General features: G+C 66.9%; 13 protein-coding genes. 8 read left to right on the top strand and 5 right to left on the bottom strand.

Annotated elements, in window-relative coordinates:
• Nucleotides 1-11: 11 nt before the first annotated feature.
• The 5 genes from AYB31_RS05575 to AYB31_RS05595 form a co-directional block, all read right to left on the bottom strand.
• Nucleotides 12-815 carry a transglutaminase family protein gene (locus AYB31_RS05575; protein WP_068826589.1) on the bottom strand — a complete coding sequence of 268 codons (804 nt, stop codon included), beginning with the start codon at nucleotides 813-815 and terminating at the stop codon, nucleotides 12-14.
• Complete coding sequence (locus AYB31_RS05580) at nucleotides 812-1,762, bottom strand: alpha-E domain-containing protein (RefSeq protein ID WP_068826591.1); 951 nt, start codon at nucleotides 1,760-1,762, stop codon at nucleotides 812-814. The genes AYB31_RS05575 and AYB31_RS05580 overlap by 4 nt, the downstream gene beginning before the upstream one ends.
• A 274-nt stretch (nucleotides 1,763-2,036) precedes the next feature.
• Complete coding sequence (locus tag AYB31_RS05585; RefSeq protein ID WP_068826593.1) at nucleotides 2,037-3,446, bottom strand: circularly permuted type 2 ATP-grasp protein; 1,410 nt, start codon at nucleotides 3,444-3,446, stop codon at nucleotides 2,037-2,039.
• 543 nt (nucleotides 3,447-3,989) lie between these two features.
• Nucleotides 3,990-4,721, bottom strand: a complete 732-nt coding sequence (locus AYB31_RS05590) for a type 1 glutamine amidotransferase (RefSeq protein WP_068826595.1) — start codon at nucleotides 4,719-4,721, stop codon at nucleotides 3,990-3,992.
• A 369-nt stretch (nucleotides 4,722-5,090) separates the two neighbouring features.
• The gene (locus AYB31_RS05595) at nucleotides 5,091-9,953 is read right to left on the bottom strand and encodes an NAD-glutamate dehydrogenase (RefSeq protein ID WP_068826597.1); all 4,863 of its coding nucleotides are present in this window, start codon (nucleotides 9,951-9,953) and stop codon (nucleotides 5,091-5,093) included.
• A gap of 263 nt (nucleotides 9,954-10,216) precedes the next feature.
• On the opposite strand from AYB31_RS05595, the gene AYB31_RS05600 reads away from it, so the two are divergent.
• The 8 genes from AYB31_RS05600 to AYB31_RS05635 all read left to right on the top strand — a co-directional run bounded on the left by AYB31_RS05600 (nucleotide 10,217) and on the right by AYB31_RS05635 (nucleotide 18,686).
• On the top strand, nucleotides 10,217-11,164 hold the full coding sequence (locus tag AYB31_RS05600) for a DUF1353 domain-containing protein (protein WP_068826599.1): 948 nt from the start codon (nucleotides 10,217-10,219) through the stop codon (nucleotides 11,162-11,164).
• Nucleotides 11,124-11,753, top strand: coding sequence for a pYEATS domain-containing protein (locus AYB31_RS05605; RefSeq protein ID WP_068826601.1), 630 nt, complete (start codon nucleotides 11,124-11,126; stop codon nucleotides 11,751-11,753). Before AYB31_RS05600 ends, AYB31_RS05605 begins: the two co-directional genes overlap by 41 nt.
• A gap of 127 nt (nucleotides 11,754-11,880) precedes the next feature.
• Nucleotides 11,881-12,840 (top strand): AAA family ATPase, encoded by a 960-nt coding sequence (locus AYB31_RS05610; protein WP_068826602.1) that lies wholly within the window; start codon nucleotides 11,881-11,883, stop codon nucleotides 12,838-12,840.
• A 22-nt stretch (nucleotides 12,841-12,862) separates the two neighbouring features.
• Nucleotides 12,863-13,804 carry a DUF58 domain-containing protein gene (locus AYB31_RS05615; protein WP_068826605.1) on the top strand — a complete coding sequence of 314 codons (942 nt, stop codon included), beginning with the start codon at nucleotides 12,863-12,865 and terminating at the stop codon, nucleotides 13,802-13,804.
• Entirely contained in the window at nucleotides 13,801-14,295 is a 495-nt protein-coding gene (locus tag AYB31_RS05620; RefSeq protein WP_068826607.1) for a DUF4381 domain-containing protein, read from the top strand. The genes AYB31_RS05615 and AYB31_RS05620 overlap by 4 nt, the downstream gene beginning before the upstream one ends.
• Nucleotides 14,288-15,307 (top strand): VWA domain-containing protein, encoded by a 1,020-nt coding sequence (locus tag AYB31_RS05625; RefSeq protein ID WP_068826609.1) that lies wholly within the window; start codon nucleotides 14,288-14,290, stop codon nucleotides 15,305-15,307. The genes AYB31_RS05620 and AYB31_RS05625 overlap by 8 nt, the downstream gene beginning before the upstream one ends.
• On the top strand, nucleotides 15,307-17,058 hold the full coding sequence (locus AYB31_RS05630; protein WP_068826611.1) for a VWA domain-containing protein: 1,752 nt from the start codon (nucleotides 15,307-15,309) through the stop codon (nucleotides 17,056-17,058). Before AYB31_RS05625 ends, AYB31_RS05630 begins: the two co-directional genes overlap by 1 nt.
• Complete coding sequence (locus AYB31_RS05635) at nucleotides 17,055-18,686, top strand: BatD family protein (protein ID WP_068826613.1); 1,632 nt, start codon at nucleotides 17,055-17,057, stop codon at nucleotides 18,684-18,686. The genes AYB31_RS05630 and AYB31_RS05635 overlap by 4 nt, the downstream gene beginning before the upstream one ends.
• The last annotated feature ends 14 nt before the right edge of the window (nucleotides 18,687-18,700 follow it).

An 18,700-nucleotide genomic window follows, 5' to 3' on the forward strand; every position in this document is an offset into this window, starting at 1 on the left:
CGCGCCATAGCTCACTGCTGCTGTTGCTGCGTCTGCATCAGCGCTGCCACATTCACCCGCGCATGCATCTGCTCCCCGCCCCCTCCCCGGCGCATCCCCCGCACCGGGCAGGCATCCAGATAATCCAGCCCCACGGCCAACTTGAGATGCCGCTCCGGCCGCGCCAGCTGGTTGGTCACGTCGAAGCTGTACCAACCATCGCCCAGCCAGGCCTCGGCCCAGGCGTGGCTGGCCAGGTGGCCGCTGTCTTCGGTGTAGAGGTAGCCCGACACATAGCGCGACGGTACGCCCAGGCTGCGGGTGCAGGCCAGGAAGGCGTGGGTATGGTCCTGGCACACCCCGGCGCGGCCGGCGAAGGCTTCGGCGGCGGTGCTGTCGACCTGGGTGGAGCCCGGGCTGTAGGGCATCTGCTCATGCAGGCCGTGCATCAGCGCGACCAGACCATCGCGGTCGCGGCGCCCGGCGCTGCCGATTTCGGCGAAAGCACGCAAGGCATCGTCGGGTTGGGTAAGGCGGGTGAAACGCAGGTACGGCAAGGGCGAGCGGGTATCGCACTCGGACTCGCAGTGGGAGTCGATCTCCACCTGGCCGCGCGCGCCGATCACCAAAGCCTCGTGGGGTTCGTCAATGGTCAGTACATGGAGGATATTGCCGTAGGGGTCGCGCTGGGCGCGCACCGGGCGCGGCAGGTCGAGCTGCCAGCTGATCACGCGCTGACGCGCGCTCTCCTGCGGGGTCAGGCGTAGGTACTGGATGCTCGCGCGCACCTGGTCGTCGTAGTTGTAGGTGGTGTCGTGGCGGATCGAAAGTCTCATACGACCTCCAGATAGGACGTGTGGATGGCGCTGCCCAACTGCCTAACGAGCAGGATGAAATCGGTGAGCCAGGTATGCAGGCCCTCGTCGAGCACCTCGTCGATGCTGGTGTAGCGCAGGCGCGCATCCAGTTCAGCAGCCAGGCGTTGCGCCGGGCGACCGTTCTCGCCGGGCAGGCCGGAGAGCATCAGGTTGAGTTCTTCCATGCAGGCGCGCAGCGAGCGCGGCACTTCGGGGCGCAGCAGCAGCAGTTCGGCGATCTTGTGGGTGCGTGGCGAGCCGCGGTAGATCTCGGTGAAGGCCTCGTAGGACGACAGCGCACGCAGCAGCGCACTCCACTCGTAGAAGCCACGGGCCGAGGTGTCGCTGACTTCGTCGGCGCTCTCGCCGAGCATTTCATAGCGTGCATCGAGCAGGCGCAGGGTGTTGTCGGCGCGTTCGATGAAGGTGCCCAGGCGGATGAAGCGGTAGGACTCGCCACGCATGATGGTGCCGAAGGTGGCGCCGCGGAACAGGTGCGAACGCTCCTTGACCCACTCGCAGAAGCGACTGATGCCGTAGCGCCCCAACCCCTCGGCGGCGATGCCGCGCATCTCCAGCCAGGTGGCGTTGATGTTCTCCCACATGTCTGCGGTGATGCGCCCGCGTACGGCGTGGGCACTGCTGCGTGCGGCCTGCAGGCAGCAGTAGAGGCTGGCCGGGTTCTCCGCATCGAGGGCGAAGAAGTGCAGCATGCGCTCGGCGTGCAGCTGGCCGTGGCGCGTGAGGTATTCGTCCAGGGTGCCGGTGATCAGCAGCGGCAGGGCCAGTTCGTCGAGGCCGTCGCCACGCCCGTCGTGGGGCATCAGCGACAGCGAATAGCTGACGTCGAGCATGCGCGCGAGGTTCTCGGCGCGCTCCAGGTAGCGCGACATCCAGTACAGATCGGAGGCAGTTCTCGAAAGCATGATCAGGGCGTGCTCATGGTAAATGGCGGATCACGTTGGCGCTGAGGGCCATGCAGGCTAGGCGCGGGACGCAGGCGCTGGTCAGCCCCTCGCCAAGTCCCGCAACACCGCATGCGTGGTCCGCAGCGTCAACCCGAAGGGACGCGCTCAGACATGCGCAACCCGGCATCATTCGTTGTTCATTGGCGATCACCAAACTCCTTCTCCTCCCAAGCGTTGCGCATTTCTGAGCGGCGGCGTGACCGTCGGTTACCGTGGGCACGCCCTGCCCTCCTTAGTCCTCGACCACCCAGGTGTCCTTGGTGCCACCGCCTTGCGACGAGTTGACCACCAGCGAGCCCTCGCGCAGTGCCACGCGGGTCAGGCCGCCCGGTACCAGACGCGTTTCGCGACCGGAAAGAACGAACGGACGCAGGTCGATGTGGCGGGGCGCGATGCCATTCTCGACGAAGGTCGGGCAGGTCGACAGGCTCAGCGTGGGCTGGGCGATGTAGGCCTCGGGGCGGGCCTTGAGGCGGGCGCGGAAGGCCTCGATCTCGGCCTTGCTGGCGGCCGGACCGACCAGCATGCCGTAGCCACCGGAGCCCTGGGTTTCCTTGACCACCAGCTCGGGCAGGTTGGCCAGCACGTGGGACAACTCCTCGGGCTTGCGGCACTGCCAGGTGGGCACGTTCTTGAGGATCGGCTCCTCGTCCAGATAGAAACGGATCATGTCGCCGACATAGGGATAGACCGACTTGTCATCGGCCACCCCGGTCCCCACCGCATTGGCCAGAATCACGTTGCCGCAGCGATAGGCAGCCAGCAGTCCGGGTACGCCGAGCATGGAGTCTGGGTTGAAGGCCAGCGGATCGAGGAAGGCGTCGTCCAGGCGCCGGTAGATCACGTCCACCGGCTGCGGCCCGGAGGTGGTGCGCATGAACACCTTGTCGTCGCGCACCAGCAGGTCGGCGCCTTCCACCAGCTCCACGCCCATCTCGCGGGCAAGGAAGGCGTGCTCGAAATAAGCACTGTTGAAGCGCCCCGGCGTCAGTACCACGACGTTGGGATTGTCCAGCGGGCTGGAGCTTTTCAGGGTGTCGAGCAGCAGGCTCGGGTAGTGATCGATGGGCGCCACGCGCTGCATGGCGAACAGCTCGGGGAACAGGCGCATCATCATCTTGCGGTCTTCCAGCATGTAGCTGACGCCGCTGGGTGTGCGCAGGTTGTCTTCCAGCACGTAGTAGGTGCCGTCGCCGTCGCGCACCAGGTCGACCCCGGCGATGTGCGCGTAGATGTCGCGGTGCAGGTCGAGGCCCTGCATGGCCAATTGGTAACCTTCGTTGGCCAGCACCTGCTCGGGCGGAATGATGCCGGCCTTGAGGATGCGCTGATCGTGGTAGAGGTCGGCGAGGAACATGTTCAACGCCTGTACGCGCTGGATACAGCCAGCCTCGACGATGCGCCATTCGCTGGCGGGGATGCTGCGCGGGATGGTGTCGAAGGGGATCAGGCGCTCGGTGCCCTGCTCGTCCCCGTAGAGGGTGAAGGTGATGCCGGCCCGATGGAACAGCAGATCGGCCTCACGACGACGCTGCGCCTGCAACTCGGCCGGCGTATCCGCCAGCCAGCGGGCAAACTCTCGATAGTGCGAACGGACTGCGCCGCTCGCGTCGTTCATCTCATCAAAAAAAGTGCGGGGCATGCCGTGGCTCCTTGTCACCCGGACAAGAGAGGCATCGCAAGGGCCGTGCCACGATTTTTTATCGTTTTAATTCAATAGCTTAAGTAAATAGCAGATGACTATCGCACCAGTTCGGGGCGCTTTGCCAGGCCCCCGAATGGGGCACGCCCCAGCGCGTGGCAGCCTGGTGACCGACGGGATAGGCAGTCTCGACTTGCCGCGACGATAGCCGCTGCGCAGGCTGCGCCGCATCCAGGTGATGGCTCATCAAGCCTGCCATCTCGCCCGATCGGCCCTCGCCTTTTGGTCGACCACGCCTGCTGGCCGCTCGACTTCGGGCGGGCTTTTTATGTCGAGTGGAAAGCCGGCGCGGTCTGTCATTGCGCTGTAGGGGGGACTGGACGGGATTCAGGCCGTGCAGAAGCATCGCGGCCAAGACGGAGTGACGCCCACTGCGCCCAGACGGCGAGCACCGTGGCTCTGGTGGGAGCGGCTTTAGCCGCGAGGCAGGCGGAACAGTAGCTGCCCCTATCGCGGCTTAAGCCGCTCCCACTAGAGATAGAGTTAACCGGCGCAAGCTATCGCGGGTTCGCCAAAGGCCAGGTTGAGCCAGTGCCGGTAAAGCCCTTCTGCCACCCAGTTAAGCGCGGCGACCCGGCTGGGCAGGTCGGCGAGCATCTGGTTCAGGCCCTGTTGGCTGGCCTGGGTTTCGTCGAGCAGGTGTGACCAGTCGCGCAACCACAGCTCCACTATCTCGGTGGTGACTTCGGGATGGCCCTGCAGGGCCAGCACCTTGTTGCCCCAGGCGAAGCCCTGGTTCGGACACCAGGGGCTGGACAGTAGCCATTCGGCGCCAGCAGGCAGGGCAAAGGTGTCGCCATGCCACTGGAACACCGGGAACTCACTGGGCAAATGCGCCAACCAGGGGCTGGGGCTGGCCGTGTCGCGGCGCACCAAGGGTTGCCAGCCGGCCTCGGTGTAGGGCATGCGATGCACGTTCGCACCCAGGGCGCGGGCGATCAGCTGACCGCCCAGGCAGTGGCCGATGATGGGGATGTCACGATGAATGAAGTGCCGCAATGCGGCCACTTCTGCCGCTATCCAGGGCAGCGGGTCGTTGACGCTCATCGGCCCGCCCATCACCGCCACCGCGAGGGGACGATCCAGGTCATAGCCGTCGAGCTCGCCGAGGTCGGCGCGCAACACGGTGAAATCCAGCTGCTGAGCCTCAAGCACAGTGGCGAGGTGGCCCGGAGGACAATAATCGACGTGGGTCAAAATCAGGATGTCGGTCATGACTACTCTCCGTTGTCCGCTTGCCAGAGCAAGGATCGTGCCGGAACACGGAACCTGCCGCGATCTGGCGGACTTATTCTTTCGAGCAGGCTAACCGAGGTGGGCATGACCGGCTAGTGCCGGCACGTAATCTGTGGAGGGCTTTGGGTGAGAGCGGCTTTGGCCGCGAGGCGGGCAGATTGGCACTGCCCTTGTCGCGGCCAAGGCCCCTGCTACGACGCAATGTGCAGCGCCGAGCCCAGACGATGGGCTAGGTTTTCGTGGGGCGGTTTAGCCGCGATGCAGGCGACACCCAGTTGCCCACTATCGCGGCTAAAGCGGAGTGCCGCCCAACCGCTCCCACAACGGCGACAGCGCCGCCTTAGGCCGTCAGGAAGCGCTCAGCCCCAGCTTGTTGCTCTGTGCCAGGTCCATCAGCTCGCGATTGGCCACGGCGTACATGGCGTAGTCGGTACCGGTGGCGCCGCGCAGTTCGGCAAGCATGGCCAGCCAGCGCTTGACCAGGGTGCGATGCTGTTCCAGCCAGAAGGCCACCCGCTCCTCGATGTCCTTCGGACCCTCGGCCATCTGCAGCACGGCGATGGTAATGGCGCGCTGCTGTCCGTCCAGGTCATCGCGGAACGCCTCGCGGGCCAGGGCCTGCCAGTTGTTCTCCACCGGCAGGCTGGTGATCTGCTGCAGATACCAGCTCAGCTCCAGGGCATCGCCGACCGCGAAGTAGGCGGTGGCCACTTCGCTGGCATCCTTGCCGGTGACGTCGGCAGCTTCGATGATCGGCAGCAGGGTGTACAGGTGGCTGGTGCCGGCCACCACGCGGGCCAGCTCCTCCGGCGCGCCGGCTTCGACGAAGCTCTGGTAGCGCGCCAGCCACTGCTCACGGGCCGGGCCTTCCAGCAGTTCGTCCAGGCGTCCGGCCAGGGCAGCGACGCGCGGGCCGAAGTGACCGACATCGCGGGCGGCGTCCAAATCGTCGCGACGGCTGCGCAGGAACCAGCGGGTAGCCCGGCGGCCCAGGCGCATTAGCTCGTCCATCAGCGCCAGTTGCAGCTCGGCCGGCACCTTGTAGTCCAGCGCCTCGATCTGCTGCCACCAGTGCGGCAGGCGGAACACGTCGCGCACAATGACATAGGCGCCGGCGACATTAGCCGCGCTCATGCCGGTGGACTCCTTCAGGCGCTGCACGAAGGTGATGCCCATGTGGTTGACCAGGTCGTTGGCGATCTGCGTGCTGACGATCTCGCGCTTCAGGCGGTGACGGCCCATGGCTTCGGCGAACTTCTGCGTCAGGCGCGCCGGGAAGGCGGTCTCCATCTCGCGGGCCAGGTAGTCATCGTCCGGTACGCGGGATTTGAGCAGCGCTTCCTTGAGGTCGATCTTGCTGTAGGAGATCAGCACCGACAGTTCCGGCCGGGTCAGGCCGCGACCGTTGGCGGCGCGCTCGTTGAGCTCGTCGTCACCGGGCAGGAACTCCAGGGCACGGTCCAGCTTGCCGGCCGCTTCCAGCGCGGCCATCAGGCGCTTGTACTCCGGCAGACGCTCGCGAGCGCGGCGTTCGGCCAGGGACAGGGCTTGGGTCTGCTTGTAGTTGTTGCCCAGCACCAGGCTGCCGACATCGTCGGTCATGTCGGCCAGCAGCTTGTTGCGCTGCTTGCCGGTCATGTCGCCGGCGGAGACGATCTCGCCGAGCAGGATCTTGATGTTCACCTCATGGTCGGAGCAGTCCACGCCACCGGCGTTGTCGATGAAGTCGGTGTTGCTGGCGCCGCCATTGAGGCCGTACTCCACCCGGCCCAGCTGGGTCATGCCGAGGTTACCGCCCTCGCCCACGACCTTGGCGCGCAGCTCGTTGCCATTGACCCGCAGGCCATCGTTGGCCTTGTCGCCGACATCGCCGTGGCTTTCCTTGCTGGACTTGACGTAGGTGCCGATACCGCCGTTCCACAGCAGGTCGACCGGCGCCTTGAGCAGGGCATTGAGCAACTCGTTGGGCGCCAGCTTGTCGGCGCTGATATCGAAGCGCTCCTTCATCTGCGGGCTGATGGCGATGCTCTTGGCGCTGCGCAGGAAGATGCCGCCACCTTCGGAAATCAGCTTGCTGTCGTAATCGGCCCAGGACGAGCGTGGCAGGGCGAACAGGCGCTGGCGCTCAACGAAGCTCTTGGCCGCATCCGGGTTGGGGTCGATGAAGATGTGCAGGTGGTTGAAGGCGGCCACCAGCTGCAACTTGTCCGACAGCAGCAGGCCGTTGCCGAACACGTCGCCGGCCATGTCGCCGATGCCGATCACCGTGGTGTGATCCTGCTGCACGTCGATGCCGCGCTCACGGAAGTGGCGCTGCACGCTGACCCAGCCGCCCTTGGCGGTGATGCCCATGCCCTTGTGGTCGTAGCCGGCCGAGCCGCCGGAGGCGAACGCGTCGCCCAGCCAGAAGCCATATTCCTCAGCAATGCCGTTGGCGATATCGGAGAAGGTCGCGGTGCCCTTGTCCGCGGCCACCACCAGGTAGGGGTCGTCGGCGTCGTGGCGCACCACGCCTTCCGGCGGTACCACCTGGCCGTCCTTGAGGTTGTCGGTGACATCCAGCAGGCCGCTGATGAAGATGCGGTAACAGGCGATGCCCTCGGCCTGGATCTCGTCACGGGTGCCACCCAGCGGCAGCTTGCGCGGGATGAAGCCGCCCTTGGCGCCCATCGGCACGATCACCGCGTTCTTCACCTGCTGCGCCTTGACCAGGCCGAGCACTTCGGTACGGAAGTCCTCCTCGCGGTCGGACCAGCGCAGGCCGCCGCGGGCGACGTCGCCGAAGCGCAGGTGCACGCCCTCGACGCGCGGGCAGTAGACGAAGATTTCGAACTTGGGCACCGGCCGCGGAATATCCGGAATCAGCCGTGGGCTGATCTTGAAGCTGAAATAGTGCTTGGCCTGGCCGCCCTCGCCCGGCTGGTAGAAATTGGTGCGCAGGGTTGCCTTGATCAGGTCCAGGTAGCGCCGCAGGATGCGGTCCTCGTTGAGCACTGCAACGTTGTCCAGGGCGGCGAGAATCGCCTGCTCCAGCTTCTGCTGCTTGTCTTCCAGGTCCTCGGCGGTGAGCTTGCGCGCCAGGTAGAAGCGGGTGCGGAACAGGCGCACGAGTTCCTTGGCGATATCGGCATGGTTGACCAGGGTCGCCGCGATGTAGCTCAGGTCGAAGCCCAGGCGAATCTGCTTGAGGTAGCGGGCGTAGGCGCGCAGCAGCGCCACATCGCGCCAGGGCATGGAGGCCGTCAGCACCAGGCGGTTGAAGCCGTCGTTCTCGGCGGCGCCACCGACGATCTGCACGAAGGCTTCCTGCAGGGTGTCGTTGAGCTGCTGGATGTCGACACTGACGCCTTCGGCGGCGGTGAAGGCGAAGTCGTGAATCCAGAACTCACGACCGTCCTCGCGGCGCAGCTTGTAGGGGAACTCGCCAAGCACGCGCAGGCCGAGATTCTCCAGAATCGGCAGCACGTCGGACAGCGGCAGCGGCGTGTCGGCGTGGTACAGCTTGCAGTGCAACTCGCTCTCGGCCTGGGCCAGCGGCTGGTAGAAGCTCATCACCAGCGGGCGCTGCTCGGACAGACTGAACAGGTGCTGCATGTCCACCACCGCCGAGTGCGGGGCGAAACGCTCGCGGTAGCCGGCCGGGAAGCCCTGCGGGAAGTCGGCCAGCACCTGGGTGCCCTGGGCCTCGCCGAAGCTCTCGACCACCAGGCTGGCGTAGTCGTCCTTCCACGAGCGGCAGGCCTGCACCACTTCCTTCTCGATGCGCGCCTGGTCGATCGGCACGCGGTTCTTCGGGTCCACCTTGAGGATGAACTGCACCCGTGCCAGCACCGACTCGGAGAAGTAGGTCCAGAACTCGCAATCACTGGCGCCCAGGCGCTCCATGAGGATCTGCTGGATCTTCACCCGCGTTTCGGTGGAGTACACGTCGCGCGGCACGTAGGCCAGGCAGTAGGCGAAACGGCCGTATGGATCGCGGCGGATAAACAGGCGCAGCTTGTTGCGCTCCTGGATCTGCACGATGGCGATGGCGGTGTTGAACAGGTCGTCGACCGGCGTCTGGAACAGGTCGTCGCGCGGCAGCACCTCCAATACCTGTTCAAGCTCCTTGCCCAGGTGGGCCTGGCGATCGAAGCCGGAACGCTGGGCGATCTCGTCGACCTTGCGGCGGATATAGGGGATGCGGTTGACGCTCTGGGCATACACCGAGGAGGTGTACAGGCCCATGAAGCGGCACTCCTTGACCACCTTGCCCTTGGCATCCAGCTCGCGAATGGAGACGAAGTCCGGATAGGCCGGGCGATGCACGCGGCTCGGCGTGGCGGCCTTGGCGAAGGACAGCAGCTGCGGCTCGCGCAGGTAGTCGATGGCCTCCTTCTCGATATGCAGTTCGTCCTTCTTCAGGCCGGTACGCAGACGGCGCGACAGGCCCAGCAGGGAACCCTCGTCATACACCAGGTGGCCGCCGTCCTTCTCCTCGACCACGGTGAATTCCTCGTAGCCGAGGAAGGTGAAATGGTTGTCCAGCAGCCAGGCGAGGAAGGTCTTGATCTCCTCCAGCTCGGCGGCCTCGACCTTGAGCTTGGCCTTGTCCAGCCAGGCCAGCAGTTGCTCGGCCTTGGCCTTCATCGGGGAGAAGTCGGAAACGGCCAGGCGCACTTCCTCCAGCACCTCGTATAGCGCCTTCTCCAGAGCACGCAACTCCGTGGCGCCGGCACAGCGATCGATCTCCAGGTACATCAGCGCTTCCTGCTGGATGTCCTTGCCGCTGGTACCGCGCGGCAGCAGCTCCTGGCGCTCGCCGTTCTTCTTGCGCTTCACGCTGAACACGCTGTTCTGCAGGGTGTGGATGCTGTAGCCGCGGCGGTTCAGCTCCATGCGCACCGAGTCGACCAGGAACGGCTGGTCCAGGTGCAGCACTTCGACGGCCGTGTGGGTCGACTGCCAGCCGTGCTTCTCGTAGTCGGGGTTGTACACCCGCACTTCGGGCTTGGCGCTATCGAAGCGCTCCAGCAGGCGCCAGGAAGACAGGGTGCAGCCCGCCAGATCGCTGAGGCGGCGCTGGGTCAATTCGTCGAGGGATACGATGCCGAAGAACTGCTCGGCGAACAGCGCGACTTGCTGCAGCGCCTTGTCGCCGAGATGCTGAGCCAGTACCGCTTGCAGTTGCTGCTGGAAGTCGGCTTTGCTGGCCGCGGTGAAGAACGCCATGGTGATGCTCCGCTGGGCTTGTTATTCGTCGGATGCCGGATAGGGCGCACGGCAGATCTGTGTCCAAGCAGTCTAGGCGATCGGTAGAACCTGCCAGTGCGCGTAACGACCACAAGGTCACGCGCAAGCTTAGCGATAGCGCGGCGCTCTGGATTGCGGCGCTGCGACATATTCGTTCATTGCCGGACGACCCCGGCGCCAGACTCCCGCGCCACACGGCAAGCTGCTAAGGTTCGGGCGCATTGCACGATGGCAGGGATTCCATGCAGTACCCACATCTCACCCGCTCGCTGATCCGCCACTACGGCAACCTGTTGATCACCGCCATCGGTCTGGCCCTGCTCGGCCTCGCCGCCTGGCTGCACCCCGCGTGGATCGCCCCACTGCTATGGGCCGGCATACCGGTCTACCTGGGCGTACTGTTGCCGCGCTGGGTCGGCCGGAAGGAACGCCAGCGCCGTGCCGAGGCTGCCCTGGCCGGCGAGCAGGCCAAGTGGGGTTTCCCCTGTCGCGACCATGTCGGCCCCTGGCTGAATTTCATCGACCAGCCCCTCCTGCGCCACTGCCCGGAGTTCGCCGGGCGCTATTTCTACAGCGAGTGGCTGCTGATCCACGATGGCCTGCTGATGGTCAACCCCGGCCAGTCACGGGTCGACCTGCTGCGCGGCGAAGTGCAGTACGACTTCGCCAGTCCCCAAACTTACGCCTGGGACGGCTGCACGCCCAAGGTGCCGTTTTACTGGCTGGCCATCATCGGCACCCCGGACTGGTGGGAGAAGTGCCACCGCGTACTCGGTCTGCACGAAGGCCAGGTGGCCGAGCGCGAAGTGTTCTGGCCGCTGGCCCACCCTGCCAGCCTAATCCACGACGCCCTGTACCAGTATCTCAACGTCGCCCCGGTGGCCAAACACGAGGCCGATCTGCTGTTCCTGCGCATGCTGCGCGAGGCCGGCATGGCGCGTCTGCCCGCCTTCGCCTACTACCTGGCCGTGCGCCTGTTCGGCGCACCGGACGTACGCCACGGCCAGCCACCGAACTCTGGACTAAAGTGCCTGACGGAGATACCAACCTGCGGCGGAGGCTCACATGGCCAGGGACGGCAAACAACGCGCGATAGACTTGGCCCTGATGCTGCTGGCGACAATCTGTGCGCTGGGCGCACTGCTGCGGATGTTGTTCAGCAAGGCCGACATCCTGCAGCGGATCGATGACACCACCCTGCTCTACCTCTGCAGCGCCGGCGCCCTGCTCCTGCTGCGCCAGGCCAAGACCTTCGCCTTTGGCGACCTCAAGGTCGAGTTCGAGCAGATCCGCGAGATCGCCGAGCAGGCCAAGCAAACGGCCGAAGTCGCCGAGGATGCCGCACGCTTTGGCCTGGGCCAGCCCCAGGCCGAGCCAGCGGGCACCGAGCAGGTGCTGGAGCGCCCACACATCGAGCCCGGCCCAATCGCCGACGACCCCTGGAAAGGTCAGTTCGGCGGCCTTGCCGAACGCGACCAGCGCCGCCTCAGTGCCCGCGTCGAACCCTTTGCCGGCAGCGAGGACTGGTTCCTCGTCCACCTGCACCTGAGTTCGACCAATCCACGCCAGCCGCTGAGCGGCCCGGTGGAAATCTTTCTGCACCCCACCTTTGCCCGTCAGCGCATCAGCATCGACACGCCGCCCAGCGGCATCATCGAGCTGCGCCTGAAGGCCTGGGGGGCTTTCACTGTCGGCGTGCTGATCGAACACGAGCAACTTCTACTGGAGCTCGACCTGGCTGAACTAGAGGACGCGCCTGCGGTCTTCAGAAGCCGCTGACAGGCACTGCGCGGTGCCACTCATTCCCTGGATGAAGGGTTAGTCGAGACGCAGCCAATGCAGTAAAGTTGCCAACCCGAACGGGTGTATTCGGCGCCCAGTCAGTCCCTTTCCAGGAACCATCTCGATGGAACATCGTGAGGCGCTTCTCGCGCTGCGGCAATTTCTCGGCAGCCAGATCCTCGGCCAGGAAAAACTCATCGAACGCCTGCTGATCGCCCTGCTGGCCGACGGCCACATGCTGGTCGAAGGGGCGCCAGGCCTGGCCAAGACCAAGGCCATCAAGGAACTCGCCGAAGGCCTGGAGGCGGAGTTTCACCGCATCCAGTTCACCCCCGACCTGCTGCCCGCCGACATCACCGGCACCGAGATCTACCGCCCGGAGACCGGCAGTTTCGTGTTCCAGCAAGGGCCGATCTTCCACAACCTAGTGCTGGCCGACGAAATCAACCGCGCGCCGGCCAAAGTGCAGTCGGCGCTGCTCGAAGCCATGGCCGAGCGCCAGGTGTCGATTGGTCGCAGCACCTACGACCTGTCGCCGCTGTTCCTGGTCATGGCCACGCAGAACCCCATCGAGCAGGAAGGCACCTATCCGCTGCCCGAAGCCCAGCTCGACCGCTTCCTGATGCATGTGAAGATCGGTTTCCCGGACGCCAGCGTGGAGCGCAAGATCCTCGCCCAGGCCCGTGGCGACGCTCTGCACGGCGAGGCCAAGCCGGAACAGCGCGTGAGCCAGCAGGCGATCTTCGCCGCACGCCAGGAAATCCTAGGTCTGTACATGGCCGACGCCGTGGAGGAATACCTGGTACAGCTGGTGATGGCCACCCGCACCCCGGCCAAGCACGACGCCGAACTGGCCGAGTGGATCGCCTATGGCGCCAGCCCGCGCGGCTCCATCGCCCTCGACCGCTGCGCCCGTGCCCACGCCTGGCTGGCCGGCCGCGACTTCGTCAGCCCCGAGGACATCCAGGCCGTGCTGTTCGACGTGCTGCGCCACCGCATCATCCTGTCGTTCGAGGCCGAAGCCGCCGGCATCGACCAGGACCGCGTGATCCAGCGCATCCTCGACGTGGTGGCGGTGGCCTGACGGCTGCCGGCGAACCCGAACCATGCACCTGCAGCCAACCCCGCCGGGCATCCGCATCAGCCTCGCCGAGCTGATCGAGATGCGTCACCGCGTGCGCGAGGTGCAGCTGTTCTCCACCCCGGCCAAGCGCAGCCCGCTGATCGGCCTGCACCACTCCAAGCTGCGCGGGCGCGGCGTAGACTTCGACCAGGTGCGCGTGTACCAGCCAGGCGACGACGTGCGCACCATCGACTGGCGCGTCACCGCGCGCACCCAGGAGCCGCACACCAAGCTGTTCCACGAGGAGCGCGAACGGCCCATCTTCATCATGGTCGAGCAGAGCCGGCGGCTGTTCTTCGGCTCTACCCTGCAATTCAAGTCAGTACTCGCCGCCCAGGCCGCCAGCCTGTTCGGCTGGGCCGCGCTGGCGCACAACGACCGTATCGGCGGCCTGGTGTTCGGCGATACCGAGCATCACGAGATCAAGCCACGGCGCAGCAAGCAGAGCCTGCTGCAGCTGCTCAACCGCCTGGCCCGCGCCAACCAGGGCCTGCATACCGAAGCGCAGAACGGCCGCGACAGTTTCGGCCTGGCCCTGCGCCGCGCCCGTGAAGTGCTGCGCCCGGGCAGCCTGGCGATCATCCTGTGCGACGAGCGCGCCCTGAATGACGCCGCCGAACAGCAGCTGAGTCTGCTGGCCCGGCACACAGACCTGCTCCTGCTGCCGGTCTCCGATCCGCTCGACCATGGCCTGCCGGCCGCCGGTCTGCTGCGCTTCGCCGAACACGGCGCGCAGCTGGAGCTGGACACCCACGGCAGCGACCTGCGCAACGCCTACCAGCAACTGGCCGAACAGCGCCGAGCACGCTGGCAGCGCCTGACGCAGAAGCTCGGCGTGCCGCTGCTGCCGCTGTCCACAGGCCACGACCTGGTCGAACAGCTGCGCGAACACCTCAGCGGCCAGCAGACGGGCAAGCGACCATGAACCCGCTCGACCAGCTGCAACCGACCATCGCCCCGCCGCCCGTGGCCTGGTGGCCACCAGCGCCCGGCTGGTGGCTGCTCGCCGTGCTGCTGCCCCTGCTGTGCTGGGCGCTCTGGTACCTGCGCCGCTACCTGCCCCGGCGCCGCCAGCGCCAGCTCGCCGAACAACCGCTGGACCCGCTGCGCCAGGCCGCCCTCGACGAACTAGCCAGCCTGGCCAAACCCTACGACGGCGCCCCCGCCGGGCCCTGGCTACAGCAGCTCAACGCCCTGCTCAAACGCATGGCGCGCGCCCACTACCCACAGGACCATAGCCATACCCTGAGCGGCCGGGCCTGGCTGGCCTTCCTCGACAGCCGCTGTCCGGCCGCCGGCCTGACTCGCTGGATGATCCTGGTGGAAGGCGGCTACCGGGCCAACTGCAGCCTCGACGACAAGGCCATCGAAGGCTTGCAGCAGGCCGTCGCCACCTGGATCCGCAAGCATGTTTGAGTTCGCCTGGCCCTGGGCCTTCCTCCTCGCGCCCCTGCCCTGGCTGCTGCGCCTGCTGCTGCCGGCGGCCGACAGCGGCGAGGCCGCACTCAAGGTCAGTTTCCTCTATGAGCTGGAAGGCCTCAGCGGCCGCCGCGCCCGCGCCAACCTGCCGGCCTGGCGCCAGCAGGCCCCCTTCGTGCTGCTGTGGCTGTTCCTGCTGCTGGCCGCCGCCCGCCCGGAATGGGTCGGCGAACCGCTGCCGCTGCCGGCCAGCGGCCGCGACCTGCTGCTGGCCGTGGACGTTTCCGGCTCCATGGAACATGACGACATGCAGTGGGACGGTGAGGACATCCCGCGCCTGGAACTGGTCAAGCGCCTGTTCGGCGACTTCATCGAGGATCGTCGCGGCGATCGTGTCGGCCTGATCCTGTTCGGCAGCCGCGCCTACCTGCAGTCGCCGCTGACCTTCGACCGCCACACCGTGCGCACCTGGCTGGACGAAGCGCTGATCAACATCGCCGGGCCGCAGACCGCCATCGGCGACGCCATCGGCCTGGCGGTCAAGCGTCTGCGCGAGCGTCCGGCCGACAGTCGCGTATTGGTGCTGATCACAGACGGTGCCAACAACGGCGGTGAGATCGAACCGCGTACCGCAGCGCGCCTGGCCGCCGAGCAGCGGGTGAAGATCTACACCATCGGCATCGGCGCCGACCCCGAGCAGAGCGGCATCATGGGCATGCTCGGCCTCAATCCCGGAGTCGATCTGGACGAGGCGACCCTGATCGCCATCGCCAAGCAGACCGGCGGCCAGTATTTCCGCGCCCGCAGCAGCGAAGAACTGCAGGACATCGAAAGCACCCTCGACCGCCTCGAACCGGCCGCCCAACTGCCAACCCGGGCACGCCCGGCACACGCCCTGTACGCCTGGCCGCTGGCCATCGCGCTGCTCATCAGCCTGTTGCTGGTCGCCCGCGAGCTGTGGCCGCAGCACTGGCAGACGCTCACCTCACGCTTCGGGGGGGCCGCCTGATGGAATGGCTCTGGCCGCAATGGCTGCGCCCCTTCTGGCTGCTCCTGCTGCCGCTGCTCGGCTGGCTGCTCTGGCTGCTCTGGCACCGCCAGCGCCGCAGCGGACGCTGGCAGACACTGCTGCCGGCCGCCTTTCAGGCGGTACTGCTGTCCGGTGGCCGCGCCCGCAGCAACCGCCTACCCTGGATCGCCCTCGGCCTGGCCTGGCTGCTGGCCGTGCTGGCCCTGCTCGGCCCCAGCTGGCAACGCATGGAACAGGCCAGCCAGAAACGCGCCGACCCGCTGGTGGTGCTGCTCGAACTGACCCCGGCCATGCTCGCTGGCGATGCCGCGCCGAACCGTCTGGAACAGGCCAAGCGCAAGCTGCTCGACCTGCTGCAGGCCCGCCGCGACGCACAGACCGCGATCATCGTCTATGCCGGCAGCGCCCATACCCTGGTACCCCTGTCCGACGACCTGGCCACCACGCGCAACCTGCTCGAAGCGGTCAAGCCGTCGATCATGCCCGAGCCCGGCCGCCAGGCGGACCTGGCCGTGGCCAAGGCCCTGGCCCTGCTCGAACAGGGCGCCCAGGGCCGCGGCCGGTTGCTGCTGATCGGCAGCGAACTGAGCGACGCCGAGCGCGATGGCATTCGCGCGAGCCTGCAGGGCCGCCGCGAGCGCCTGGCGATCCTCGGTGTCGGCAGTCTCGAGGGCGCGCCGATTCGCAGTGAGAACGGCACGTTCCTCAAGGACGCCAACGGCACCATCCTGGTACCGCGCCTGGACGAGGCCGGCCTGCGCCGCTTCGCCAACGACCTGGGCGGCCAGTACCGCAGGGCACGCCCTGGCGATGACGACCTGCAGGCCCTCGGCCTGCTGGACGGCCCGCAGGAACTGCGCGACAGCGGCGAGCCGACCCAGCTGGCGGCCTGGGCCGACCAGGGCCACTGGCTGCTGCTGCCACTGTTGCTGCTGGCCGCCTGCGCCGGGCGCCGTGGCTGGCTGTTCTGCCTGCCGCTGTTGCTGCTACTCGGCCCACAGCCCAGCTACGCCTTCGGCTGGAACGACCTGTGGCTGCGCCCGGACCAGCAGGGCCAGCGCCTGCTGCAGACAGACCAGCCCAAGGAAGCCGCCGGCCATTTCCAGGATCCGCAGTGGCAGGGCGAGGCCCTGTACCGCGCCGGTGACTACCCCGCCGCCGCCGAACGCTTCGCCCAGGCCGACACCGCCGCTGCCCACTACAACCGCGGCAACGCCCTGGCCAAGAGCAACGAACTGGAAGCCGCCCTGGACGCCTACGAACAGGCCCTGGAGCGCCAGCCCGAATTTCCCCAGGCCCTGCAGAACAAGGCCCTGGTCGAGCAGCTGCTGCGCCAGCAGCAACAGCAGCAATCGCAGCAGAACCAGAACAGGCAACAGCAAGAGCAGAGCCCGCAGGAATCGCAACAACCCGCCACCGGGAAAACATCACCCGGCCAGGGCGAGCAGTCCGAGCAACAGCCACAGGCTCAGCCCGAGCAGCAGGCGGGGCAGCAGCAAGCACAGGAAGGCCAGGAACAAGCCGCCGAGCGCCAACAGCAGGCCAATGCCCAGCAAGCTGGCGAAGGCGAAACGCAAACCGACACCCAGGGCAGCACCGCCGAACCTCTCGACGGCGAACAGCGCGACGCCCTGGAGCAATGGCTGCGGCAGATCCCGGACGACCCGGGCGAGCTGCTGCGGCGCAAATTCCGTTACGAACAACAGCAACGCCAGGAACAGTCCCGATGAAGCGCCTGCTTTGCGCCCTCCTCCTTTGCCTCGCCACCCTGCAGGCCAGTGCCGCCGGCTTCTCCGCCACCGTCGACCGCGCCCGCCTGAACGAGGGCGAGTCGCTGGACCTTATCCTCGAATCGGACGATGTCACGGTGTTCGGCATGCCCGATCTGGAACCGCTCAAGCAGCAGTTCGAGGTCGTCAGCACACGCCAGGAAAACCGCCTCTCCAGCTTCGACGGCAAGGCCCGCGCCAGCACACGCTGGATCGTCACCCTGCTGCCGCTGCAGACCGGCTTCGTGGTGGTGCCGCCGCTCAAGCTGGGCGATGCAGAGAGTCAGCCGATCACCCTGGAAGTGGTCAAGACCGAAGCCGGCGGCAAGCTGGCACCGATCTTCATCGACGCCAGCCTGGATCATGAGAGCGTCTACGTGCAGGCCCAGGTGGTGCTGACCCTGCGCATCTACCACTCGGTCTCGCTGTACGACGACAGCAGCCTCACGCCGCTGAACATCCCCGATGCACGCGTCGAGCAGCTGGGCGACCCGCGCACCTACGAAACCGATGTCAACGGCGTGCGCCATGGCGTGATCGAGCTGCGCTACGCCATCTTCCCGCAGCAGAGCGGCGAGCTGACCATCCCTTCCCAGGTGTTCAGCGCCACCCCGGCGCTGCGCTCGTCGGCCCAGGACTACAACCCCTTCGGCCCGCGCCCGGGGCGCCTGACCCGCGTGCGCTCGCCGCAGATTCCCCTGCAGGTGAAACCCAAGCCAGCGGCCTGGCCGGCCGACGCCCCCTGGCTGCCGGCCCGCGCGCTGACCCTCAGCGAAGCCTGGAGCCCCGAGCCGGGCGCGACGCTGAACATCGGCGACTCGCTGACGCGCAACCTCATGCTGCGTGCCGAGGGACTGTCCAGCGCCCAGCTGCCGCCAATGCCGATTCAGGACGTGAGCGGGCTGCGCCGCTACCCGGACCAGCCGCAGCTGCGCAACCAGACCAATGACAAGGGCCTGGCCGGCAGCCGCGAGGAAAGCGAGGCGCTGGTCGCCAGCCAGAGCGGCCACATCAGCCTGCCGGCCGTACAGGTACGCTGGTGGAACACCGAGACCGACCGCCTGGAAACCGCCAGCCTGCCCGCCCGCGAGCTGCAGGTGGCGAACAATCCCAGCCTTGAGGTGGAGGCACCGGTCGACAACGTCGGCGAAATCAGCCCCAGCGACGTATCCCCCCTCTGGCCCTGGCAGCTGGCCTGCCTGCTGCTGAGCCTGAGCACCCTGCTCGGCTTCGGCCTGTGGTGGCGCGCCCGCCGCCAGCCGGCGATCCTGCCCACGGCGCAGACCGGCCCCAGCCCACGCACCCTGCTCGACGACATCAAGCGCGCCTGCCAGGCCAACGACAGCCAAGCCAGCCGCCAGGCCATCGACGCCTGGGCGCGCCAGCAACCGGAAACCCTGGCCGACATGGCCGAACGCTTCCTGCCGCTGTCCGAAGCCCTCGACGGTCTGAACGGCGCGCTGTACAGCGAGAGCGGCCACCAATGGCAAGGCGAGAGCCTGTGGAAAGCGATCCGCAGCCTGCCGCCGCTCGAAACCGCTACCCACCCGCAGGAAGCCAGCCCGCTGCCGCCGCTATACCCACGCTGATCAGGATTCCAGGG

This window comes from Pseudomonas sp. BMS12 (assembly GCF_001592875.1).
GTDB lineage: Bacteria > Pseudomonadota > Gammaproteobacteria > Pseudomonadales > Pseudomonadaceae > Aquipseudomonas.